This is a genomic window from Marinobacterium zhoushanense (genome assembly GCF_014641945.1).
Lineage (GTDB): Bacteria > Pseudomonadota > Gammaproteobacteria > Pseudomonadales > Balneatricaceae > Marinobacterium_D > Marinobacterium_D zhoushanense.
Window position 1 is genome coordinate 201,706 of sequence record NZ_BMIJ01000005.1, and the last position, 22,825, is coordinate 224,530.

The 22,825-nt window shown below is 59.5% G+C and carries 23 protein-coding genes; 14 read left to right on the plus strand and 9 right to left on the minus strand.

Translation table 11 applies throughout. From position 1 onward, the window contains the following. Nucleotides 1-254 precede the first annotated feature (254 nt). The 4 genes from IEX40_RS13200 to IEX40_RS13215 all read left to right on the plus strand — a co-directional run bounded on the left by IEX40_RS13200 (nucleotide 255) and on the right by IEX40_RS13215 (nucleotide 4,348). On the plus strand, nucleotides 255-1,355 hold the full coding sequence (locus IEX40_RS13200) for a polyamine ABC transporter substrate-binding protein (protein WP_188749023.1): 1,101 nt from the start codon (nucleotides 255-257) through the stop codon (nucleotides 1,353-1,355). A 139-nt stretch (nucleotides 1,356-1,494) separates the two neighbouring features. Further along, nucleotides 1,495-2,631 carry an ABC transporter ATP-binding protein gene (locus IEX40_RS13205; protein WP_188749025.1) on the plus strand — a complete coding sequence of 379 codons (1,137 nt, stop codon included), beginning with the start codon at nucleotides 1,495-1,497 and terminating at the stop codon, nucleotides 2,629-2,631. Further along, entirely contained in the window at nucleotides 2,628-3,527 is a 900-nt protein-coding gene (locus IEX40_RS13210) for an ABC transporter permease subunit (RefSeq protein WP_188749026.1), read from the plus strand. The genes IEX40_RS13205 and IEX40_RS13210 overlap by 4 nt, the downstream gene beginning before the upstream one ends. After that, on the plus strand, nucleotides 3,524-4,348 hold the full coding sequence (locus tag IEX40_RS13215) for an ABC transporter permease subunit (RefSeq protein WP_188749029.1): 825 nt from the start codon (nucleotides 3,524-3,526) through the stop codon (nucleotides 4,346-4,348). Before IEX40_RS13210 ends, IEX40_RS13215 begins: the two co-directional genes overlap by 4 nt. Nucleotides 4,349-4,366: 18 nt before the next feature. Here IEX40_RS13215 and IEX40_RS13220 read toward each other — a convergent pair whose 3' ends face one another. Next, entirely contained in the window at nucleotides 4,367-5,128 is a 762-nt protein-coding gene (locus IEX40_RS13220) for a metallophosphoesterase (protein ID WP_188749031.1), read from the minus strand. A 154-nt stretch (nucleotides 5,129-5,282) separates the two neighbouring features. Between IEX40_RS13220 and IEX40_RS13225 the strand changes: the two genes are divergently transcribed. Continuing rightward, nucleotides 5,283-6,023, plus strand: coding sequence for a type 1 glutamine amidotransferase (locus IEX40_RS13225; protein ID WP_188749032.1), 741 nt, complete (start codon nucleotides 5,283-5,285; stop codon nucleotides 6,021-6,023). 8 nt (nucleotides 6,024-6,031) lie between these two features. Here IEX40_RS13225 and IEX40_RS13230 read toward each other — a convergent pair whose 3' ends face one another. The 7 genes from IEX40_RS13230 to IEX40_RS13260 form a co-directional block, all read right to left on the minus strand. Beyond that, entirely contained in the window at nucleotides 6,032-6,526 is a 495-nt protein-coding gene (locus tag IEX40_RS13230) for an ureidoglycolate lyase (RefSeq protein ID WP_188749034.1), read from the minus strand. A gap of 10 nt (nucleotides 6,527-6,536) precedes the next feature. Then, complete coding sequence (alc, locus tag IEX40_RS13235; protein ID WP_188749036.1) at nucleotides 6,537-7,559, minus strand: allantoicase; 1,023 nt, start codon at nucleotides 7,557-7,559, stop codon at nucleotides 6,537-6,539. 47 nt (nucleotides 7,560-7,606) lie between these two features. Continuing rightward, complete coding sequence (locus IEX40_RS13240) at nucleotides 7,607-8,335, minus strand: amino acid ABC transporter ATP-binding protein (RefSeq protein ID WP_188749038.1); 729 nt, start codon at nucleotides 8,333-8,335, stop codon at nucleotides 7,607-7,609. After that, entirely contained in the window at nucleotides 8,322-8,972 is a 651-nt protein-coding gene (locus tag IEX40_RS13245) for an amino acid ABC transporter permease (RefSeq protein WP_188749040.1), read from the minus strand. The genes IEX40_RS13240 and IEX40_RS13245 overlap by 14 nt, the downstream gene beginning before the upstream one ends. Then, the gene (locus IEX40_RS13250) at nucleotides 8,969-9,643 is read right to left on the minus strand and encodes an amino acid ABC transporter permease (RefSeq protein ID WP_188749042.1); all 675 of its coding nucleotides are present in this window, start codon (nucleotides 9,641-9,643) and stop codon (nucleotides 8,969-8,971) included. The genes IEX40_RS13245 and IEX40_RS13250 overlap by 4 nt, the downstream gene beginning before the upstream one ends. 16 nt (nucleotides 9,644-9,659) lie before the next feature. Further along, complete coding sequence (locus IEX40_RS13255) at nucleotides 9,660-10,451, minus strand: transporter substrate-binding domain-containing protein (protein ID WP_188749044.1); 792 nt, start codon at nucleotides 10,449-10,451, stop codon at nucleotides 9,660-9,662. Nucleotides 10,452-10,687: 236 nt separating this feature from the next. Next, nucleotides 10,688-11,518, minus strand: coding sequence for a MurR/RpiR family transcriptional regulator (locus IEX40_RS13260; RefSeq protein WP_188749046.1), 831 nt, complete (start codon nucleotides 11,516-11,518; stop codon nucleotides 10,688-10,690). Between the two features lie 132 nt (nucleotides 11,519-11,650). Here IEX40_RS13260 and IEX40_RS13265 point away from each other — a divergent pair, with 132 nt between their 5' ends. Further along, nucleotides 11,651-11,794, plus strand: a complete 144-nt coding sequence (locus tag IEX40_RS13265; RefSeq protein ID WP_188749049.1) for a hypothetical protein — start codon at nucleotides 11,651-11,653, stop codon at nucleotides 11,792-11,794. On the opposite strand, the gene IEX40_RS13270 is transcribed toward IEX40_RS13265, so the two are convergent. Then, a complete protein-coding gene (locus IEX40_RS13270) occupies nucleotides 11,773-12,525 on the minus strand; it encodes an FCD domain-containing protein (protein ID WP_188749051.1) in 753 nt (250 codons plus the stop codon). The genes IEX40_RS13265 and IEX40_RS13270 overlap by 22 nt on opposite strands. A gap of 279 nt (nucleotides 12,526-12,804) precedes the next feature. Here IEX40_RS13270 and dctP point away from each other — a divergent pair, with 279 nt between their 5' ends. From dctP to glcF, 8 genes are all read left to right on the plus strand, one after another. Then, nucleotides 12,805-13,941 (plus strand): TRAP transporter substrate-binding protein DctP, encoded by a 1,137-nt coding sequence (gene dctP, locus IEX40_RS13275; protein WP_188749053.1) that lies wholly within the window; start codon nucleotides 12,805-12,807, stop codon nucleotides 13,939-13,941. Between the two features lie 77 nt (nucleotides 13,942-14,018). Then, on the plus strand, nucleotides 14,019-14,720 hold the full coding sequence (locus IEX40_RS13280; RefSeq protein WP_188749055.1) for a TRAP transporter small permease subunit: 702 nt from the start codon (nucleotides 14,019-14,021) through the stop codon (nucleotides 14,718-14,720). Continuing rightward, the gene (locus IEX40_RS13285) at nucleotides 14,717-16,264 is read left to right on the plus strand and encodes a TRAP transporter large permease (protein ID WP_188749057.1); all 1,548 of its coding nucleotides are present in this window, start codon (nucleotides 14,717-14,719) and stop codon (nucleotides 16,262-16,264) included. Before IEX40_RS13280 ends, IEX40_RS13285 begins: the two co-directional genes overlap by 4 nt. An 87-nt stretch (nucleotides 16,265-16,351) precedes the next feature. Then, a complete protein-coding gene (locus IEX40_RS13290; protein ID WP_188749059.1) occupies nucleotides 16,352-18,547 on the plus strand; it encodes a malate synthase G in 2,196 nt (731 codons plus the stop codon). A gap of 25 nt (nucleotides 18,548-18,572) precedes the next feature. After that, the gene (locus IEX40_RS13295; protein WP_188749061.1) at nucleotides 18,573-19,004 is read left to right on the plus strand and encodes a GlcG/HbpS family heme-binding protein; all 432 of its coding nucleotides are present in this window, start codon (nucleotides 18,573-18,575) and stop codon (nucleotides 19,002-19,004) included. 18 nt (nucleotides 19,005-19,022) lie between these two features. Beyond that, nucleotides 19,023-20,525 (plus strand): FAD-linked oxidase C-terminal domain-containing protein, encoded by a 1,503-nt coding sequence (locus IEX40_RS13300; RefSeq protein ID WP_188749064.1) that lies wholly within the window; start codon nucleotides 19,023-19,025, stop codon nucleotides 20,523-20,525. Beyond that, on the plus strand, nucleotides 20,518-21,603 hold the full coding sequence (gene glcE, locus IEX40_RS13305) for a glycolate oxidase subunit GlcE (RefSeq protein ID WP_188749066.1): 1,086 nt from the start codon (nucleotides 20,518-20,520) through the stop codon (nucleotides 21,601-21,603). Before IEX40_RS13300 ends, glcE begins: the two co-directional genes overlap by 8 nt. Before the next feature lie 13 nt (nucleotides 21,604-21,616). Continuing rightward, nucleotides 21,617-22,825 carry a glycolate oxidase subunit GlcF gene (gene glcF, locus IEX40_RS13310; protein WP_188749067.1) on the plus strand — a complete coding sequence of 403 codons (1,209 nt, stop codon included), beginning with the start codon at nucleotides 21,617-21,619 and terminating at the stop codon, nucleotides 22,823-22,825.

Consider the following 22,825-nt stretch of genomic DNA (forward strand, 5'->3'; position numbering starts at 1 on the left):
ATATGTGAATCTGATGACACAAGGGACGGCACGCTGATCAAATTTTCCCCGGTTCTTAGCGGTTTTGACTTTGAAAACGGTCAGATAGCTGACTATTTTTTTACGTTAGCGGCATCTGAAAACGCTTTTGTTTTGCCGTGAATTTGTTCATATTCGGCGCTGGCGGATCAAATTTTACGGGAGCCGCGCAGCCTACAGATTCCGCCCGGTGCGGACGTCGAATTTTCAGGGATCCTGTTGGAGAATCAGAAGCAATGAAAGCTGCTATTTCGAGTGTCACAACCCTTGCCTTGGCACTGTCGCTGGCAACTGCCAACGCGGCAAGCGCCGAGGAGCTGCATGTCTATAACTGGTCCGATTACATTGCCGAAGACACCGTTGCCAACTTTGAGCAGCAAACTGGTATCAAGGTGGTGTATGACGTCTACGACTCCAACGAGGTGGCCGAGGCCAAGTTGCTGGCCGGTCGCAGCGGCTACGATCTGGTTTTCCCGACGGCTCGTCCGTTTGCTGACCGCCATATCAAGGCCGGCCTGTACCAGAAACTCGACAAGTCGGCACTGACCAACTACGACAATCTGGACAAGGTGATTCTCAACTCCCTGACCGATATAGACCCCGAAAACCAGTACTTGGTTCCCTACATGTGGGGCACCACTGGAATCGGTATCAATGTGGACAAGGTCAAGGAGATCCTCGGTGACGACATGCCGCTGGATACCTGGCGCCTGGTGTTCGATCCGGAGATCGTCTCAAAGCTGTCCGCCTGTGGTGTCTCGCTGATGGATGACTCCACCGAGGTGTTGACCGCGGCGCGTGCTTACCTGGGCAAACCGGTGGATGACTTCAGTACCGAGGCGATCAATGAAGCCGCCGACGTGGTCAACAACGTGCGCCAGTACGTGCGCTATTTCCACAGCTCGCAGTACATCAACGACCTGGCCAATGGCGATACCTGTGTTGCCCACGGCTACTCCGGTGACGTGCTTCAGGCCCGCGACCGCGCCGATGAAGCCGGCAATGGCGTCAATGTCGCCTATGTCGTGCCGTCCGAGGGCGCAGTGGTGTGGACCGACGTCATGGTGATTCCGGCCGACGCGCCGAACCCCGCCGCGGCACACAAGTTCATCAACTACCTGCTCGATCCGGCGGTGATCGCCCCGATCACCAACTATGTGGCCTATGCTAACGCCAACGCTGCGGCAACGGAGTTGGTGGATGAGGAGATCCGTAACGATGCCGGTATCTACCCGCCGAAGGAGACACAGGAGAAGCTGGTGGTATTGAAGACCCCGAGCGAGCGTCAGATACGTGTCATGAACCGTGCCTGGACCCGGATCAAGACCGGCCAGTAACACGGTATCCAGTGTGAATTAATCGACCCCAGCCCCCGGATCTCCGGGGGCTTTTATGTACAGGATGTAGGGTCTGTTTTTATAAGTGTTCCACGTGCGTTGCGTTCCCCTAGTGCCTGAAACGAGAGCCGTTTGATACATGTCCAGTTTGCGTCAACTCAAACCCGAGGAGCCTTGGCAGGCACCTGAGGGCGAACCGATCATCCGCATCGAAAATGTCAGCAAGCGTTTCGGTGAGCTCTACGCTGTCGACGGTATCAGCCTCGATATCCACAGCGGAGAATTTTTCTCGCTACTCGGACCCTCCGGCTGCGGCAAGACCACGCTGTTGCGCATGCTCGCCGGGTTTGAGCTTCCCACCGAGGGCAAGATCTACATCGATGGCCAGGACGTGACCAACGTGCCGCCCTATGAGCGGCCGGTCAACATGATGTTCCAGTCCTATGCGCTGTTTCCCCATATGAGCGTGGCCGACAACATCGCCTTCGGCCTGAAGCAGGAGGGGATGGCCAAGGCACGGCGCCAGGAGCGGGTGCGGGAGATGCTGTCGCTGGTGCAGATCGACAAGCTTGCCTCACGCAAGCCGCACCAGCTCTCCGGCGGCCAGCGCCAGCGCGTGGCGCTGGCGCGCGCGCTGGCCAAGCATCCGAAGATCCTGCTGCTTGATGAGCCGCTCGGTGCGCTGGACAAGAAACTGCGCGAGCAGACCCAGTTCGAGCTGGTCAACATTCAGGAGCGTCTGGGGATCACCTTCATCATCGTCACCCACGACCAGGAGGAGGCGATGACCATGTCGAGCCGTATCGCGCTGCTGCGTGATGGCCGGGTCGAGCAGGTGGACCCGCCGCGTCGCCTCTACGAGTACCCCAGCTCCCGCTACGCGGCGGACTTCATCGGTTCGATCAACCTGATCGACGGCCATGTGCTGAGCCAGGAGGAGAACCGGGTAGTGATCCGCAGCGAGGAGGCGGGCGGCGATCTGGAGGTTATCCACAGCCAGCCGCTGCTCGCCGGCACCCCGGTGACGCTGGCGGTACGGCCGGAGAAGGTACGTCTGGAAAGCGGCGACGCCCAGCTGGCCAACCGCGTCAGCGGAGTGATCAAGGAGATCGCTTACCTTGGCGATGTATCGATCTACCATGTGGAGCTGGCCACCGGTAAACGTATCCAGTTTACCCAGTCCAATGTCCAGGCGCTGGCGGAGCAACCGCTGAACTGGGAGGACGAAGTGGTACTGGGTTGGCCGGCCAACAGCTGCGGGGTACTGACGCAATGAAGGGACTGCCCTTGTCGCCTACGCGCGGACGCGGGTTGATCATCGGTGTGCCCTGGTTCTGGCTCGGCCTGTTTTTCCTGCTGCCGTTTCTGTTCGTACTCAAGATCAGCCTGTCGGAGCCGGTACTGGCGCAGCCGCCCTACCTGGATCTGATCCGCGAGGTTGAGGATGGGTTGGTGTCGATCTCGCTTAACTTCGGCAACTACCTGCTACTGTGGGAAGATCCGCTGTACCGCAGTGCCCTGTTCGGCTCGCTGAAGATCTCGGCGATCTCGACCCTGTTCTGCCTGTTGCTCGGCTATCCGATGGCCTATGCCATCGCCCGCGCGCCCAGCCATTGGCGACTGCCGCTGCTGATGCTGATCATCCTGCCGTTCTGGACCTCGTTCCTGATTCGCGTCTACGCCTGGATCGGCATCCTCAAGGGCAACGGCCTGTTGAACAACTTTCTGATCTGGAGCGGGCTGATCGACCAGCCGCTGGAGATCCTGCACACCCCGCTGGCGGTCTACATCGGCATTGTCTACAGCTACCTGCCGTTCGTTGTGCTGCCGCTGTACGCGACCCTGGTGCGGCTCGATCTGACCCTGCTGGAAGCGGCCGCCGATCTGGGCTGTCGACCCTGGAAACAGTTTCTGACCATCACCTTGCCGCTGTCACTGCCCGGGGTCATCGCCGGCGGGATGCTGGTATTCATTCCGGTGGTGGGCGAATTCGTGATTCCGGATCTGCTCGGTGGCCCCGATACGCTGATGATCGGCAAGCTGATGTGGACCGAGTTCTTCAGCAACAAGGACTGGCCACTGGCCTCGTCGTTGGCCGCCGTGCTGCTGGTGGTGCTGATCATCCCGTTCGTGGCCCTGCGCCACTTCGAACAGCGTGAGGAGACGATATGAGACGTCGCTTTCCTCTGCTGATGACCGCGCTGCTGTTCGGTTACGCCTTTCTCTACGGGCCGATCCTGAGTTTGATCGTCTACTCCTTCAACGAGAGCCGTCTGGTTACCGTCTGGGCCGGGTTCAGCACCAAGTGGTACGGCGAGCTGCTGCAAAACCAGCAACTGCTCGACGCCGCCTGGCTCAGTATCAAGGTGGCCGCCACCACCGCGTGCGGCGCGGTGGTGCTGGGAACGCTGGCGGCGCTGGCGCTGGTGCGTTTCCGTCGCTTTCGCGGCCGTGGCACGCTGCAGGTGATGGTGACGGCGCCGCTGGTGATGCCGGAGGTGATCATCGGCCTGTCGCTGCTGCTGCTGTTCGTGGCGATGCAGGACAGCATCGGTTGGCCCGACGGGCGTGGTCAGCTCACCATCACACTGGCCCACACCACCTTTGCCATGGCCTATGTCACGGTGATCGTGCAAAGTCGACTGGCGCATATGGACCAGTCGCTGGAGGAGGCGGCGCTGGATCTCGGTGCACGGCCGTTGAAGGTGTTCTTTACCATCACCCTGCCGCTGATCGCGCCGGCGCTGGCGGCGGGTTGGCTGCTGGCGTTTACCCTGTCGCTGGACGACCTGGTGGTAGCCAGCTTCGTTTCCGGGCCCGGCGCCACGACGCTGCCGATGGTGGTCTACTCCAGCGTGCGCCTGGGGGTCAGCCCGGAGATCAACGCCTTGGCCACGATCATCGTGCTGTTCGTCAGCCTGGCGGTGGCCATCGCCGGTGTCCTGCTTTATCGCCAGGAGAAGCGCGCCCTGCGCGAGCAGAACCAGGGCTAAAGCCGATACCGGTCGCCGTCAGGCCAGCAGATAGTCATCCGGAATATCGAACAGCTGGCTGACCTCGAGGGTGCTGATCTTGGGGTAGGGGATCTCAGGGACCGTGCCCGGCAGTTGGCTGAGCAGGGCGGCGCCGGTATCGATATAGACACCGTTTCCGCGCTTCTGCACATGGGGCAGGATCACATGACCGTGCACCGTCATGTCGATGCCATCCACCCAGTGCTTGAACTGCGGATTGCTGACCGGCCGGGCCCAGATCATCTCCTCGCGCAGCGCCTGGTCTGTCGCCAACCTCAGTTTCAGATCGAGCCAATCATCGACCGGTACGGTGCTGTGGCTGATGCCGACCCGGCGGCCATCTTTCAGCTCCAGTTCGATCACCCAGGGCATCCTCTCGGCCAGTTGTTCAGCATAGGTCCTGAGTTCGGGATGGTTCCAGAAAAAGTGCTTCGGCCCATTTTCCATCCAGGCCTTACCGCCGTATCGCATCCAGTCGGACGTATTGATGCTGTCCGGGTCGGCCAGCCAGTTGAACAATATCTGCTCATGGTTGCCTCTAACCGCATAGAACCAGGGTTCGCGCGTCAGCATCAGGCAGGCCTCGGAGTTGGGGCCGCGATCGATCAGGTCGCCCACGGAAAACAGCCGGTCGACGGCCGTATCGAAACAGATGGCGTCCAGCTCTGCTTGCAGCGGCTCGAGCCAGCCATGGATGTCACCGACTACGAAATCGCGGCCGCGGGTATTCGCCTCAACAGTCAGCATGGGGTAGGACACAGCGTATGGCCTTTCGCGTTACGTGATACATATCTACAGCATACGACATCATCATCAGCTATGTGAGAGCGCCCGGACTTCAGGTTGCTATCCTGCGGCCGAACCCGCTAGATTGCATAGAGCCGGGTTTGGGCCTCAGAGGGGAGGATTAGCGATGCCGACATCCAGAGCTGCACTCAAGCTCCTGCTGTTGCAGATCCGCGATGGTGAGCAGGTGCGGCATGAGGAGCACCAGAGCTTCGCCAACTACTGTCAGGTCGCGCCTGAACAGATCGATATCCTCAACGTGTTCGATACACCGAGTTTTACCGCCGACGCGGCCGACGGGTACGACGCGTTGCTGGTCGGTGGTGCCAGTGAGGCCAACGTGCTCGAACCACAGCGTTACCCCTTTGTCAGCGATGCCCAGCGGCTGATTCTGAACAGCCTGCAGCAGGATCTGCCGGTATTTGCCTCCTGCTTTGGCTTCCAGCTCGCGGTGCTGGCGCTCGGTGGCGAGATTCTGCATCGCGACCAGGGCTTCGAGATGGGCACCCTGCCGATTTCATTGACGCCTGCGGCGATCGACGACCCGCTGTTCAGCAATGTGCCCAACCCCTTTATGGCGGTATCGGTGCACCGCCAGTACACCGATCGCCTGCCCGAGCGGTGCGAGGTGCTAGCCTACACCGAGCAGTGCATCCACGCCTTTCGCGTGCGTGGCCGCCGCTTCTGGGCGTTCCAGTTCCACCCGGAAGTGGACAAGCGGATTCTGGTCGAGCGCCTGACCTACTACAAGGCGCACTACACCGATGGCGACGATCATCTGCAGGCGGTATTGGATAATGCGGTGGAAACGCCCTACTCCAACCACCTGATGACCGCCTTTGTCGATCGGGTACTGATAGCCGGGTAGGGTTGCGACTAGGTTACGAATATCTGGATCTCTTCCGATAAAAGATACTCGTCACAGTTTTTACCCTCTCCTCCACGATCAACTACTAGAAACTCTTGGTTTGATGCGAGCGCCAGTACCGGGTGATGCCAGACATTACGACGATAGTTGACGCCCTGGTGTCCATTGGTCTGGAAAAGCTGTAAGTCGGCAGCAGTTAGGGTATCTCCGGCTGGCGCGACCAGGACCAAAAAAGGCGATCGGCACAGCGGGATAAAGGCTTGGCTGGCCAGGGGATGGCGCTCCATCAAGCGGACGGTCAACGGTCTCTTCACAGGCTGTGTTCTGAAGATGCTAATCAGTGGTCGACCGCCGGACTCAGATACGTCAACGTGTGCCAAGTCGTGGAAGCGCTCGGTGGTCCCGCCATTGATCGCGAAGTGTCGGCTGCCAGAGGTCTCGATTACCTCCCCGAAGGGGGCGAAGTTTTCCCTAGTCAGTGGTTGGGGATACAGGGTTCGCATCTTGTTTCTATTATTTGGCAGTCGCTACGGGGGCGATTAGCCCCAATAGACGTAGACGGCTAACACCGCCATCCGGAAAGATATTGAGCCGGACGTGGGTGACAGGGCCGATATCGTTCAGTTCAGCTTCAAAGCGATGTTCCGCATCCATGGTCAGTTTCTGCGCGGGTAGTAACTCTTGCCAATAGAGACTCTGGGCTTCGATCTGCTCATCGGTACCGCCGTTGACATAAGCGGCAAGTATGCTGCAGCTGTCGGGGAAATTGCCCTTGAAATGGTGAGTATCGACGATCACTTGCTGAATCAGGCCAGGGTGTCCCAAGGCAACGATAACCCAGTCGAATCCGGGCGTACGCCGCCGGGCCGTTTCCCAGCCGTCGCCCATATTGGCGCCTCTGCCGGGGTTTAGGATATTCCCCATATGGCCATAGTGCTGGTCGCTGCATGCCAGAGCGCGTCCACCGTTCAGGGCCGAGGCCAGGTCGATGGGCTGCTGCTTGGGATGCGTGGACCAGTCGCGATAAGGTATTCCGTATACCCGCAGTCTGGCGATGCCGCCGTCGGGGTATATATTGAGCCGCAAGTGAGACCAGACGCCGCTGTTCTCAAGCTCGTGCAGATGCTGACTGTTACCCTGCAAAGACAGGGAAGGCAGAATTTCGGTCCAGCAGGTGTTGGTATCGGGATCTCCATCGGGGCAGTAGCAGGCTTCAACTGAGGCGGAAGGTGGATAGTTGCCGGTGAAATAGCGAGTGTCGATATCGATTGCCCGGATCGTGCCGGCAACACCTAAGCGGATCACCGCGTGATCGTGACCGGCACCGCGTTTGCGGCGAGATTCCCAGCCGTCCATCCATTTGCCATTGTCATCATAGACCCCCTCTTTCCAGACCGGCTCGGTAGGCTGCAACATCCGGTTTACATCGGCAAACCAGTCATCGGTTACGGCGATAGCGCGTGCACCCAGGCGTGCGTCAGCGAGATTTACCCATGTTAGAGGATCGAAAGAAGGTGAAGCGGTGAAATGTGTCATGGAGTGAAAATACCTGAATCTACTTCTGGATAAACAAAGGGTTGGCACTAAAGCACGGCATTGATGAAGGTCTGTAATTCGGGCGTTTGTGGATTGGCGAATACCGCCTTGGCCTCGCCGGATTCCCACACTTTGCCCTGGTGCATGAAGATCACTCGGTCTCCTATATCACGGGCAAAATTCATCTCGTGGGTGACGAGGATCAACGTCATCCCTTCTGTTGCCAATGTTTCCAATACTTTCAGCACCTCTCCAACCAACTCAGGATCGAGCGCCGACGTGATCTCGTCGCATAGCAATACCTTAGGTCTCATCGCCAGGGAGCGAGCGATGGCTACCCGCTGCTGTTGGCCACCAGACAGCTCGCCAGGGAAACTGTCGAACTTGTCCTGCAAACCGACTTTCTGCAACACTTCGCGCGCAGTTTCAGCCGCCTCTTCTGCCGACAACTTACGGACCAGCTTGGGCGCCAGCGTGATGTTCTGGCCCACCGTTAAATGGGGAAACAGGTTGAAGTGCTGAAACACCATGCCGACACTTTTGCTGAGCTTGCGAATCTGGCTATCGTCATCGGTCACCTCCATTTGGTCGACAATGATGCCGCCTTCGCTATACGTCTCCAGACCGTTTATACAGCGCAGCAGGGTGCTTTTGCCGGAGCCGCTGCGACCGATGATGGAGACCACTTCGCCAGCATCGATTCGCAAGTCGATCCCCTTAAGCACATGGTTATCGCCGTAGTACTTGTGAACATTGTCAATGTTAACCAGAGGCATGAAGTTTTCTCTCCAACATACGACTCGCTACCGACAGCGGGTAACAGAGCAGGAAATAGATAAGTGCGACAAAACCGAATACTTTGAAAGGCTCGAAGGTTGCGTTGTTGAGCATGGTGCCGGCCTTGGTCAGCTCTACAAAACCGATGATCGATGCCAGTGCCGTGCCCTTGACGATTTGCACTGAGAAGCCCACCGTTGGCGCGATGGCGATCCGAAGCGCCTGCGGCAAAATGATGTGGTACATGACCTCGACGTAGTTCAAGCCCAGGCAGCGGGAGGCTTCCCACTGGCCTTTCGGAATCGATTCGATGCATCCGCGCCAAATCTCGGTCAGATAGGCGCTACTGAATAATGTCAGGGCCAAAGCCGCGGCGGTCCAGGGTGATACATCGATACCGAAGAGCGAAATTCCGAAAAACACCAGGAAGAGCTGCATCAGCAGGGGGGTGCCCTGAAACAGTTCGACGTATAGTCGGGTCATCTGCACGAGTACCACGCGACCGCTGATTTGCATAAAGGTCAACAACAACCCGACTAAAGCGCCCCCGGCAAAAGCGATCAGTGAAAGCGCAACGGTCCAACGGGCGGCCAATAGCAAGTTACGGAGAATATCCCAGTCAGTGAATGCGCTCATTTGCGGGCCCTCAGGTTGGGAAAGGCATAGTAGTGCACTACCTTGAACAGCTGACGCATCAGCACGGCTAACGCCAGATAGAGCAGCGCTACCACCAGGTAAACTTCGAAGCTAAGGAAGTTGCGTGACTGGATGAAGTTAGCGGCGAAGGTTAATTCTTGAACGGAGATCTGCGACAGTACTGCAGAGCCCAGCATAACGATGATGCACTGGCTGGTCAGGGCCGGGTAGATCGTTTGCAAAGCCGGTGGCAACACGACGCGTATAAACGTCTGCACGCGGCTCAAACCCAGTGTGCGAGCAGCTTCCAACTGTCCTTTCGGCGTTGCCTCGATACCAGCTCGAATGATTTCAGTGCTATAGGCGCCCAGATTGATCACCATGGCCAGCAGGCCTGCCTCCCAGGCAGTCAACTTGATGCCAATGCTGGGCAGTCCAAAGAAGATAAAGAACAGTTGGACGATAAAGGGCGTGTTGCGGATCAACTCCACATACGCTCCGACCAGGTGCTTCAGAAGCTTGTTGCGCCCGGCTCTGGCCGCGGCACCCAGGGTGCCGAGCAGGCACCCCAGGATAGTGGTGATCAGGGTCAGAGCAATAGTCCATAACAACCCGTCTACGATGAGGTTTGTATAGGGCCATAGCTCTGAAAACTGAAAGTTGTAATCCATGCCGATCATCCGCCTGCTATTTGAGGTCAGTCGGCAGCTTGGCCTTGAACCACTTCAACGATAAGCCATCGAGCTTGTCTGAGGCTAAACCTGCAGTGATCAGCTCGTTAACTTTTTCCAGCAGCTCCGCTTCACCTTTGCGTACACCGATGAAGCAAGGGGAATTCTTGATTACGAACTTCGAGGTCAGCTCCCGGTTATTGCTTCTCTCGGCGATAGTGGCTGCGACCAGGTTACCCGTCGCGATCAGATCAACCTGACCCGAGAGATAGGCAGAGATAGTGGTGTTGTTATCTTCAAAGCGATGTATAACGGCACTTTCAGGCGCCAGCTTAGAGATCTCCAGATCCTCGACAGACCCTCGAGTCACGCCAAGCGTTTTGCCGGCCAGATCTGTGGCGGAGTTAACATTGGCAGCAGATTCACCAAACACCCCGAGGAAAAATGGGGCATAGGCTCGGGAGAAATCGACCACCTTTTCCCGCTCTGGATTCTTACCCATGCTGGAGATCACCAAGTCGACCTTGCGGGTTTGCAGGTAAGGGATCCGGTTAGCACTGGTGACCGGGACCAGCTCCAGTTTCAGCCCCAGGCTGTCAGCCAGGTAGTGGGCCACATCGATATCGTACCCCATCGGTTGCAGATCAGGCCCGACAGATCCGAAGGGGGGGAAATCCTGAGGCACAGCGACGACCAACACCCCACGCTGGGTAATATCATCGAGCTGATTTGCACTGACATGCAGTGTAGAAAAACACAAGCAGAATAGGCTGAGCCATCGTGCGGCTGCTTTAAACAGATGAGGCATTTGCAGGTCCTCCAGGTTTCATTGAAATTCTATATTGAGACTTTTGTTTCACACGTGCGTGTGTTTGCAACATAAGTGCCAGTAATGGGTTGTTGTTGAATATCAGTGACCTATCCTGATCCTAAAAGCGTTATTCGCGGGCAATGGCGGGGTTGAGTGCACCGAAGCGGTGCCTGGAGCTAGGGAGTGATCTGTAAGCGGGCAAAACAGAGGCGGTGAAGGTGAAGTAATTGCGCTCAGGTGAAATCGAGCTCGTTCATCTCCCTATAGGCATCGCTGATCGATAGGATTCGAGACTGTCCGGTAACCGCCATCTGGTGTAGCAGAGTATTGCAGATCAAGGTGGAGACGCTCATGGCCGCACTGTAGCCGTCGAAGCCGGAAACACTTTCCAACGGGCATTCGACCCACCACTTGACCCGATCGGCGACTTTTCGAAGCGACGCATCGGTGATCAGCAGTACGGGTATCTTTCGCTGAATCATATGATTCAGGGCCTTATCGAAGAGTTTTGGACGGCGCCGCAACGCGATGAAAATCACGATGTCATCGGCCCCCATCCCCTCCAGCTCCTCTGCAAGGGTCTGGCCAGGCAGCGGCGCCAGATCGACGTCGGTTCGCACCTGTATCAACTGCTGCCTGATATGCAGCGCTATGGGGTAGCTGTTGCGAAAGCCGACTACTTTAATCCTGCGTGCAGCAGCCAATGCCTCGGCCATCTCGCTCACGCTTGCTTCCGACAAGGAGGCTTGGAGTATCTTGAGATTATTGATCTCACGTTCGAAATGGGGAGCGAAGGTACGTTTAGAGGGCTTTCCTTCTACGACGGGAACCCCTTGTTGGCGCTGGCGACGTGACTCCACGCGTCCTTCCCGAAAAGAGGAAAAACCCAGGTGCTTGAACATGCGGCTCACGGTTGCCTTAGAGACACCGCAGAGGCGAGCTAACTCGGCGCTGTTAAAAATGGCCAGGTCACTCGGGCGGTCCAGAATGAAGTCCGCCAGCTTTCGCTCCTGTGGGGTGAGTTGCGCATATTTGTCCCGAATAATTTCCTCAATGGCTTTCATTGGTCTCCTTACGGACGATGGTTCGACGAAGCGGCTAGGATTTTTCCAAAATAGCACTCTTAACGCTACCTAAAACCATACTTGGCGGGTCTAGGGCGTGCAATCATCCAACCAATGAACGCGTGGTAGCGTTTGGTAACGCATTTCCTTCGTGCGGTTTTGGGCAATGCGGTGGAAACACCCTACTCCAACCACCTGATGACCGCCTTTGTCGATCGCGTACTGCTGGCGGGCCGATCGCGCCGCTTGCCGCGCTACGCGCTGGCGGCAGGCTGAGAGTCCAGCGCGGCCCTGATCAGGCTTTTCTCCTGCTCTTCGATCTGCCTTAACGAATCGCTGACATGGCGCACATGCGCCATCGCCGCCTTTTTCGCCCAGCGAGCCTGGCGGCTGATCACTGCGTGGTAGATCTGCCGGTGGTGACGGTCGATCTGCTGCTTGAACGCTGTGCGGTGGGCCAGATTCAGCACCGCTGCCTGTACCGAGTCCAGCATCAGGCTTTTCAGGCTGTTGAGCACGTGCAGTAAAACCGGATTGTGCGAGGCCTCGGCGATACTGCGGTGAAATGCGTGGTCCAGGTCGGCGTTGGTCAAGGGATCGGCCGCCTCCATCGCCTCGAACGCCTTGCGGATCCGGTACTGATCCTGCTCGGTGGCGCGTTCTGCGGCCAGCGCGGCGGCCTGTCCCTCCAACTGCTCCCGCACCTCGAACAGGTCGTACAGGGTGCGACTGTGGCCGACATAGAGCTGCATCAACGGCGTACTCTCATCCACCGTTGGCACCACGCAGGCAACGAAGGAGCCTTTGCCGTGACGGGTTTCGATCATGCCCCGGCCATGCAGCTCATGCAGGGCTTCACGCACGATGGCTCTGGAGACGCCAAGGCGACTGGAGAGTTGCCGCTCGGATGGGATCTTGCTTTCGGGCGCCAGGCTGCCATCGAGAATCATCTGCTCGAGATGAGTGGCGATCGACTGGGCGGTGGAGAGTGGCTGCTTATTGGTCATCTCTGCGACTGGTTGGACCAGTTGTTCTTATTCTGTTGGTAGGCGGCTCTATATTAGCCGTGTCTGAATAAATATCGGCTATTAGGCGTTAAGCGTCCATGGATGCAGACAAAAAACTGGTCGGACCAGTAGTGAAATGACTGGACGCAAAATTTTCTGTGGATAAATCTTCCAGCGCACAGGGCCCAGCGCAGCGCTAGAGCGGTGACGGCCGGGCCTTTGCTTCATCGTTTTACGTTCCCGATCCACATCTAAAAATAAGAACTCTGGAGAGCATTGATGAATAACCAAGATCTATTCACCGATACGCAGGTAGCTGATTCAGGGCGTCAGCCAAGGCGCCGCTTCCTGAAATCCATCGCCCTGGCCGGTGCTGTCGTCGCCGGTACGTCGATGATGGCGGCGGGCCCCGCCCAAGCGGCGCAGACCTGGAAGATCCAGTCGGTCTGGGATGCCGGAACGGTGGGCTACAGCCTGTTTGAGGAGTGGTGCAACGAGATGGAGCAGAAGACCAACGGCGAGTTGATCTTCAAACCCTTCCCGGCCAAGTCTGTCGCAGCGGATAACAACGCGCTGTTTGATGCCGTGCGCAATGGCGTGCTGCAGGGGATGAACCCGTTCACGCTGTACTGGTCCGGCAAGATTCCGGCATCCGTTTTCCTCTCCTCCTATCCCGCCGGTCCCGACCAGCCGCAGCAGTGGGACACCATGTTCTACTCGCTGGGGATGCTGGAAAAGACCCGTGAGATTTACAAGAAGTTCGGCCTGTTCTACGTCGGCCCGATCCAGCACGATGCCAACATCATCCACTCCAAGAAACCGGTGAACAGTCTGGATGATCTGAAGGGGATGAAGATCCGCCTGCCCGGCGGCATGGTCGCCGAGGTGTTCCAGCAGTTTGGTGTGTCCACCGTCAGTCTGCCCGGTTCCGATATCTTCCCGGCACTGGAGAAGGGCACCATCGATGCGGCCGACTATGTGGGGCCGGCGGTAAACCACGAGCTTGGTTTCTCCCAGGTGACCGATTACATCCTGTTTGGCCCGCCGGGGGTGATGTCGATCTACCAGCCGGTTGACCTGATGGACCTCACCGTCAACTTGCGAGCCTGGAACAAGCTGGATCCGAAGCTGCAGAAAATCGTCGAGGAGCAGGTGCAGAACTACTCCCAGCGCCACTACCTGACAATCCAGAAGCGCAACATCGAGGCAATGGAGAAGTTCAAGGCCGAGGGTGACACCGTTTCCCGCCTCAGCCAGGAGGACCTGATGCGCTTCCGTAAGGCGGCGATCCCGGTCTGGTACAGGTGGGCCAACAAGGATGCGGATGCGCGCGCCATCTTCGACCTGCAGCTCAAGTACATGATGAACGACACGGTTGGCTACATCACGGAGGAGGATATCAAGGGCATGGAGTGATCCGCCCCCTGTCCTAATCCATGGGGGAGTTTCCGCTCCCCCTCTGATCTTTCTGTGTAGTCATGAGGTAGCTGATCATGTCAGATCTCGAAGGCTTTGGCTTTGTCATGCCGCACTGGTTCTACTGGGGCTGGCTGGCGGTAATGCCACTGATTTTAATGGCGCTGAGCAAGCGTGCGGAGAAGCGCCAGGGACAACTAGCCGGGTCGTACCCGATCATGGGTGAAGTGCAGGCGGATGAAGATCCAATCATCCACCACCATTTCCAAGGCAACGCGTTTACCCGGTTAATTGACTGGATCAGCGATAAATCCGGTGTGTTCGTCGCGCTGTGGACCATCAATGCGGTTTGCTTCTACTTCTACGAAGTGATCATGCGGTACTTCTTCAACATGCCGACCATCTGGGTGCACGAAGCGAGCTACCTGCTGCTGGGCATGCAGTACCTCCTGGCGGGGGCCCATACCCTGCTGCACGGAGGCCATGTGCGGGTGGACGTGATGTACAACCTGCTGCCGGAGCGCGGGCGAGTGGGGATGGATATCTTCACCTCCATGTTCTTCTTTATTTTCACACTGGCGCTGGCCGGCACCTCGTGGACCTTCTTCCAGGATGCATACGGCATGCATGAGACCACGGTTGAAACCTGGGGTATCCAGTATTGGCCGGTGAAGGGGATGATGCTGTTCGGCTCTATCCTGATCCTGCTCGCCGGCATCTCGAAACTGATTAAAGATATCGCGCTGTTCGTGCGCATGGGCGAGGAGGGCGCAGAATGACCGCTACAGCAATCCATACCGCGGATCGCAGGGGAAACAACAACCTGATCGGCAAGCTCGGCACCTGGCTGATGATCATTGCAACGGTCGGATTGGGTTTCATCATCCTGATCGAAACCATCAACATCGCGTTCTACGACCCCTATGGCGACGAGTACTTTCTGTTTCGCCTGGCCGGCGTCCTCGGCAATGTGGATATAGGTCCGTTGACCTACCTGATGTTCGGCTCCCTGCTGGTCGCGCTGATGATGGGCCTGCCGCTGGCCTTCGTCACCGGTGGTCTCGGCGTGATGTTTATCTACCTGGTCGGCGATGCGCTGATGCTGAACATCATCCCCGGCCGTATCTTCCCGATGATGACCAACTCCGATCTGGCGGCGATACCACTGTTCATCTTCATGGCCTCTATGCTGGAGCGTGCAGGGCTGATCGAGGAGATGTTCAACGTGGTGTACAAGTGGATGGGTGGGCTGAGCGGCGGTCTGGCCACCGCCACCATCATCGCGTCCACCATTCTGGCCGCGATGGTCGGTGTCATCGGCGCCGCTGTGGTGACCATGGGCATTATCGCGCTGCCGGCGATGCTCAAGCGGAACTACGATCATCAGATCGCGCTGGGGTCGATCATGGCGGGGGGAACCCTCGGAATTCTGATACCACCGTCGATCCTGGCGATCCTCTATGCCGTGGTGGCTCAGCAGTCGGTAGGTGAACTCTACCTAGGCTCCGTGATACCGGGTCTGTTGCTCTCCGGCATGTATATCGCCTATGTCCTGGTGCGTACCTGGCTCAATCCGCAGCTGGGGCCGCCGGTACCGGTCGACGAGCGTATCTCCTTTGGCGCCAAGCTGGGACTGCTTAAGGACCTGATCGCACCGATCATCCTGGTGATGCTGGTGTTGGGGTTGCTGTTCGGCGGTATTGCGACGCCGGTAGAGGCTGCAGGCATAGGCTCCTTCGGCGCGGTTCTGGTGGCGTGGAAGCATGGCTCCTTTTCGGTACAGGCGCTGAAGGAGGCGTCGGTCACCACCGCCAAGGCCTCGGCCATGGTGCTGTGGATCATGTTTGGCGCCTCGGTGTTCGTCGGCTTCTACATCCTGCAGGGCGGTCAGGCGTTTATCACTGAAACCATTCTTGGTACCGGTCTGCCCGCCTACGGCATCCTGTTCCTGCTGATGGTATTGCTGGTGATACTGGGCATGTTCCTGGACTGGGTCGGCATCCTGCTGCTGGCGGTACCGATCTTCATCCCCATCGTACAGGCGCTGGAGTTCAACGGATTGTTCGGTTTGCCGCCGGTACCGGGTGACGACGTGGTGCTCTGGTTCGGTGTGCTCTACCTGGTCAACATGCAGATGTCATTCCTCAGCCCGCCGTTCGGCTATGCTTTGTTTTACATCCGCGGCGTTTGTCCACCGGAGATCTCCATGGCGACGATTTTCCGCTCCTCGCTGGTGTTCCTGGCGCTGCAGGCGACGGGGCTGATGCTCTGCATCCTGTTCCCGGGGTTGATCACCTGGCTGCCGAGCCTGGTGTACGGCTGACGGACGGGGCTATGAACCGCGCGGTGGGATGTGGTTGTCGCCGTCCCGCCGCAGCCAAGCTAACTACTCGAGAGACGAGATCCGGTCATGACTAATCGAATCCAGGTGGGTGGCCTGCAGGTAGATGCCGCCCTGCATCAACTGATCGAGGCGGAAATAGCACCAGGAACGGGTATTGATCCAGAGACCTTCTGGCGCGAGTTTGAAGCCATTGTGCGGGATCTTGGGCCTATCAATCGTGAACTGTTACAGAAGCGCGATGAGCTGCAGGCAAAGCTGGACGAGTGGCATCGCCAGCACAAGCACCAGCCCTTCGATGTGACGCGTTATAGGCAGTTCCTGAGCGAGATCGGCTACCTGTTTCCGGAGGGAGAGCCGTTTCGCATTGAGACGCAGAATGTGGACGAGGAGATCGCCCGCATCGCCGGTCCGCAATTGGTGGTGCCCTGCAGCAACGCCCGTTTCGCACTGAACGCGGCCAACGCGCGCTGGGGCAGTCTGTATGATGCGCTCTACGGCACCGACGTGATCGATGACAGCGCAGGGGCGGCGGCAGGGGCAGAGTTCAATCTGCAGCGTGGCCGCCGCGTCATCGCCAGGGCCACCGAGTTTCTCGATCAAGCGGTACCGCTGGCACAGGGCTCCCATGCCCAGGTCACAGAGTATCGGCTGCAGTTCGGCGCCTCTGGCACGGCGCTGCTGCTGAAACTGGCGGATGGTCGCGATACCTGCTTGAAGGATCCGGAGCAGTTTGTCGGCTATCGGGAAGAAGGGGCGATAGTCGGCGTTTTACTTCGCAACCACGGTCTGCATATCGAGCTGCAGATCGACCCCACCCATCCGATCGGCAAGCTGTCGGCGGGTGGTGTACGCGATGTGCTGATGGAAGCGGCGATGAGCACCATCATCGACTGCGAGGACTCCGTCGCTGCGGTCGATGCCGCGGACAAGGTCAATGTCTACCGCAACTGGCTGGGGCTGATGAAGGGCACGCTGGAGGACAGCTTCATCAAGGGAGGTCGGGAGATGACCCGCCGGCTGCACGCCGACCGCACCTATAACACACCGGCCGGTGGCAGCCTGATCCTGCATGGCCGCAGTCTGCTGCTGGTGCGCAATGTGGGCCATCTGATGACTACCGATGCGGTACTGGATGCCGCCGGCATGGAGGTGCCCGAAGGGTTCCTCGATGCCATGGTCACCAGCCTCTGTGCCATGCATGACCTGTTGCGCTTGGGGCGCCACCGCAACAGTCGCCGTGGCAGCATCTACATCGTCAAGCCGAAGATGCATGGCCCGGAGGAGGCCGCATTCACCGACCGGCTGTTCAGCCGCGTCGAGGATGCGCTGGGGCTGGCGCGTAATACGCTGAAAGTCGGCGTCATGGATGAGGAGCGCCGCACCTCGGCCAATCTGATGGAGTCGATCCGTGCCGTGCGTAAGCGGCTGATGTTCATCAATACCGGTTTCCTCGACCGTACCGGTGACGAGATTCACTCCTGCATGGAAGCTGGGCCGGTACTGCCGAAAGAGGCGATCAAGGCACAGCCCTGGATCAAGGCCTACGAGGATCGCAACGTATCGATCGGCTTGGCATGCGGGCTGGAGGGCGTGGCCCAGATCGGCAAGGGGATGTGGCCGATGCCGGACGAGATGCACAAGATGATGAGTGCCAAACTGGCCCATCCTCAGGCCGGTGCCAACTGTGCCTGGGTGCCCTCGCCAACGGCGGCAACGCTGCACGCCACCCACTATCACCAGGTGGATGTGCAGGCCCGCCAGCGTGAACTGTCCAGCCGCCAGAGGGCGCCGCTGGAGCAGTTGCTGACACCGCCCCTGCTCGGTGATACCCACCTCACGCCGGAGAAGATCCAGGCCGAGCTCGACAACAACGCTCAGGGGATCCTCGGCTACGTGGTGCGCTGGGTCGGACAGGGGATCGGCTGCTCCAAGGTGCCGGATATCCACAACGTGGGGTTGATGGAGGACCGCGCCACCCTGCGCATCTCCAGCCAGCACCTGGCCAACTGGCTGCAGCACGGCATCTGTACCGACGATCAGGTGATGGACACGCTCAAGCGGATGGCGGAAGTGGTGGATAAACAGAACGCCGGTGACCCGGCCTATGAAGCGATGGCACCCAACTTCACCGCCAGCATTCCGTTTCAGGCCGCCTGCGACCTGATCTTCAAGGGTTGCGAACAACCCAACGGCTATACCGAGCCGCTGTTGCATGCCCATCGGCGGGCGCAGAAGCGGAAAACCACGCCTAAAGGGCAATAGGCATTCAACTGATGCAGGGGGCAGCATGTTAACGATTACACGACTGGATATCAGCGATGCGCGAATCCTGATCGAGGGGGCCGCGGCAAAAGCGACGGAGATAGGAGTGCCGATGTGCATCGCCATCGTCGACGAGTCCGGCAACCTGATCGCGTTCGAGCGCATGGATGGCGGTAAGGTGACCAGTGTCACCATCGCCCAGGACAAAGCGTTCACGGCAGCAGCGGCGCGCAAGGCGACCCACGACTACAACGCCGTCTGTGTGCCGGGCAATCTGGCGTTCGGCATCCATACTGAAGTGGGTGGCCGGATCAGTACCGTGGGTGGCGGCCTGCCGGTCAGCGTCGATGGCGAGGTGGTCGGCGGTATCGGCCTCAGTTCCGGCACGCCACAACAGGATATGGCCTGTGCCCAGGCTGGTATCGATCATTTTCTTGCGGCTCGGGCCAGGGCCTGAGCCAGGACGGGAGCGGCGATGAGTCAGGCAGAAACGACAGGAATCAAGCGCAACCGGCAGGCGTTGGCCGAGCGGTTCCGCGCCTTTATCGATCCGGAATATGTGATCAGCGACGACGAGACGTTGAAACCTTACGAGTGCGACGGCCTGTCGGTGTACTGCGAGATGCCGATGCTGGTGGTGCTGCCGGAGACGGTGGAGCAGGTGCAGAAGGTGCTGCAGATCTGTCATGCCGAAGGCGTGCCGGTCGTGGCAAGGGGCGCCGGCACCGGGCTCTGTGCCGGCGCGATGCCACACCCCGAGGGGGTGGTGCTGTCGCTGGCCAAGTTCAACCGTATCCTGGAGATCGATCCCCTGGCCCGTGCCGCACGGGTACAGCCGGGTGTGCGCAACCTGGCGATCAGCGAGGCGGCAAACGCCCACGGTCTCTACTACGGCCCGGATCCCTCGTCGCAAATCGCCTGCACCATCGGCGGCAATGTGGCGGAAAACTCCGGTGGCGTACACTGCCTGAAGTACGGACTTACCGTACACAACCTGCTCGGCGTCGAGCTGCTCACCGTCGAGGGCGAGCGGCTGAGCATCGGCAGCGAGGGGCTGGACAACTGCGGGGCTGACCTGCTGGCACTGTTGACCGGCTCCGAGGGGTTGCTCGGCATCGTCACCGAGATCCGGGTCAAGCTGCTGCCGACACCGGAGGTGGCACAGGTGGTGATGGCCGGCTTCGACTCGGTACAGACCGCCGGCGATGCGGTCGGGTCGATCATTGCCGAGGGGATCATCCCCGGGGGACTGGAGATGATGGACAGCCACGCCATCGTTGCCGCCGAGGCCTATGCCAAGGCGGGTTACCCGGTGGATGCCCAGGCGCTGCTGCTGTGCGAAGTGGATGGCACCGAAGAGGAGGTGCACGAGCATATCGATGCGGTGGAGGCCCTGTTCCGGCGCCTGGGTGCGACCTCGGTGCGCACCTCGCACAGCGAGGAGGAGCGGGCGCGGCTGTGGAAGGGACGCAAATCCGCCTTTCCCGCCGTCGGGCGTATCTCCCCGGACTACTACTGCATGGATGGCACCATCCCGCGCAGTCAGCTGGCTCACGTACTGACCGAGATGGATCGTATGTCCCAGGCCTATGGCCTGCGCGTGGCCAACGTGTTCCACGCCGGCGACGGTAATCTGCACCCGCTGATCCTGTTCGATGCCAACCGACCGGGTGAGCTGGAGAGAACCGAAGAGTTCGGCGCCAAAATACTTGAACTGTGCGTCGAGGTCGGCGGCTGCATCACCGGCGAACACGGTGTCGGGGTGGAGAAGATCCGCCAGATGCCAAAGCAGTTTAACGAGCAGGAGCTGGCGCAGTTTCACCGCATCAAAGCGGTATTCGATCCGGATGCGACGCTGAATCCCGGCAAGGGGGTGCCGACACTGCGCCAGTGTCAGGAGTACCGCTCCCTGGATATGAACATCGAACCCAACGCGGGTGCTGCGGCTCAGCACAACGGGAGGTGCAGCCATGAGTGATATCAGCAGCCAACTGCAGGAGCAGATCCTGACCGCGGCAGCGGAGAAACAGCCGTTGCAGATCGTCGGCGGCGGCACTAAAGCCTTTATGGGCCGGCAGATCGAGCCCGGACAGGAGATCCTGTCGCTGGCCGGGCACTCCGGCATTGTCAGCTACCACCCGGTGGAGCTGGTGCTGACCGCCCGTGCCGGTACCCCGCTGATCGAGCTTGAAGCGGCTTTGAACGAGCACAATCAGATGCTGTCGTTCGAACCGCCGGTGTTCGGTGAAACCGCCACTCTGGGCGGTACCCTGGCGTGTAACCTGTCCGGCCCCGGCCGTCCTTGGTGGGGCTCGGTACGCGACCAGGTGCTGGGTATAAAGATGATCAACGGCCTCGGAGAGCACCTGCGCTTCGGTGGCCAGGTGATGAAGAACGTCGCCGGCTACGATGTGTCGCGGCTGCAGGCCGGCGCCCTTGGTACCTTGGGTGTGCTCACCGAAGTAAGCCTGAAGGTGCTGCCCAAACCCTCGGACAGCCGCACCCTGGTATTTGAGGCCGGGGCCGACGAGGCGCTGTCGATCATGAATCGCCGGGCCGCCGAGCCCAAGCCGCTGAGCGGTGCCTGCTGGCTCGACGGCAAACTCTATCTGCGCCTGAGCGGCGCCCACTCGGCGGTGGCGTCGACGGCCGGTTACTGGGGCGGCAAGCCGCTGGAGTACGCCGAAGATTTCTGGCAGCAACTGCGCGATCAGCAACTGCCGTTCTTTAACGCCGCCAGCGAGCAGCCGCTCTGGCGTTTCTCGGTCAATCCTACAGCACGTATACCCAGGCTCGATGGCCGCTGGCTGATCGACTGGGGGGGCGCGCAGCGCTGGTACCTGGGTCAGGAAGGGCAGGGTCCGGCGGATAAGGCTGAGATGGAACGCCTGGCCGCCGCGGCCGGTGGTCAGGTCAGTCTGTTCCGCGGCGGTGACCGTAGCGCCGAGGTGATGCATAGTCAGCCCGAGGCGATGCAGCGGTTGCAACAGCGGCTGAAGCAGGCGTTCGATCCGGACGGCCTGTTCAACCGCGGACGTTTATATAGCTGGATGTAGTGGGTGGCCCGAGATGAAAACTGAAATACTGCAACACTATCAGGCGACACCCGAGGGTCAGGAGGCGGAGGCGATACTGCGTACCTGCGTGCACTGCGGGTTCTGCACCGCCACCTGCCCCACTTATCAGGAACTTAACGATGAGCGTGACGGACCCCGCGGGCGTATCTACCTGATCAAGCAGCTGCTGGAGACCGACCAGGTCAGCGACAAAACCCGGACCCATCTGGACCGCTGCCTGACCTGCCGCAGCTGTGAGACCACCTGCCCATCGGGGGTGGAGTACGGTCGGCTGGTCGACATCGGCCGCGGCTTGATCGAACAGAAACTGCAGCGGCCGCCGTCGGAACGGCTGATGCGCTGGGGATTGCGCAAGATCCTGCCCTATCCTGCAAGGTTTGGCGCCCTGCTCAGGGCAGGGCAGACCTTCCGCCCGCTGCTGCCTGACGCGCTGAAGCGAAAGCTGCCGCCCAAGCGACAGGCGTCGCCCTGGCCCCAGCAGCGCCATGACCGGGTGATGCTGGCGCTGGCCGGCTGTGCGCAATCCTCGGCGGCGCCCAATACCAATGCTGCTACGGCACGGGTACTCGACCGCCTGGGCATCACCCTGGTGGAGGCGCCTGAGGCAGGCTGTTGCGGTGCGGTCAGTTACCACCTGTCGGCACATGAGGAGGGGTTGGATTTCATGCGCAGCAATATCGACGCCTGGTGGCCCGCGGTCGAAGCGGGTTGTGAAGCGATCGTCATGACCGCGTCCGGCTGCGGTGCCATGGTGCAGGAGTATGGCCACCTGCTGTGCCACGATCCCGCCTATGCTGACAAGGCGGCACGGATCAGCGCGTTGACCAAGGATATCGGCGAGATCCTGCTGGCGGAGGACCTGAGTCGGTTAAAGACCAAGGCCGAGGGCAAGATTGCCGTACACTGCCCCTGCACCCTGCAACATGCCATGAAACAGGGCGGGGTAGTGGAGCAGGTGCTGAAAAAGGCCGGTTTCGAACTGGCGCAGACACGGGATAACCACCTTTGCTGTGGCTCTGCCGGCACCTACTCGATCCTGCAGCCGCAGATGAGCCAGCGTCTGCTGGAGAACAAGCTGAACGCCCTGACCGGCGACCATCCGGACCGCATCGTCACCTCCAATATCGGCTGCCAGCTGCATCTGGAGACCCGGGCGGAAGTGCCGGTGCAGCACTGGATCGAGCTGCTCGATGCACCCTAG